This window comes from Vibrio sp. 1562 (genome assembly GCF_033340155.1).
Lineage (GTDB): Bacteria > Pseudomonadota > Gammaproteobacteria > Enterobacterales > Vibrionaceae > Vibrio > Vibrio alginolyticus.
This window is the reverse complement of record NZ_JAWOVY010000668.1, coordinates 1-550: the sequence shown is the minus strand read 5'-3', so window position 1 is coordinate 550 and position 550 is coordinate 1. Positions and strand designations below refer to the sequence as shown.

Sequence of the window (550 nt, the reverse complement as noted above, 5' to 3'; positions counted from 1 at the left end):
TGTGCAGATAAGGTCACTAAGAAAGATTCTTCCATCTCACTAAACAATCGTGGCGTCTTTTGCTGAATGACTAATACACCTAATACTTGTTTGCGATGGATGATTGGAGTGGCGAGGAAAGAGTGATAAACCTGTTCACCAAGCTGCGGGAAGAATTTAAATTCAGGGTGTTTTGAAGCTTCTGCGAGGTTAAGAGGTTCTGCGCTGCGTTTAACGAGACCAACTAAACCTTCATTGAAATTAATGTGGATGCTATCGCCTTCAAAAATAAGGCCTTGAGTTGCCATCAACTCAAGGCGCTGCATTTCTTCATTAGCGAGATAGATAGTACAACACTCAGTGCGAAGGGCGGCACAAGTCTCTTTTACCAATATATCGAGAGCCAGATGCACATCATCGACTCTGGAGACTTTCTCAACTATTTCCCTTAGCTGGCTGAGCATGACTATCCTCTACGTTGTTGCTTTTTTCTTTTCCCTTTCGCTTTTCTCTCTCGAAAAGGCATGGCTAAAGATGCAAACTCTTTCATCGCTCGACGATAAACATCACG

Annotated in this window: 1 protein-coding gene and 1 pseudogene; both read right to left on the bottom strand. The window is 43.1% G+C overall.

Going from position 1 to position 550, the window contains the following annotated elements:
• Window positions 1-443: GAF domain-containing protein (locus R7Z49_RS26980; RefSeq protein ID WP_318112739.1), on the bottom strand; the 443-nt coding region annotated here is incomplete at its 3' end.
• Between the two features lie 2 nt (window positions 444-445).
• Window positions 446-550 (bottom strand): annotated as a pseudogene (locus tag R7Z49_RS26975) (RNA pyrophosphohydrolase); the annotation flags it as partial.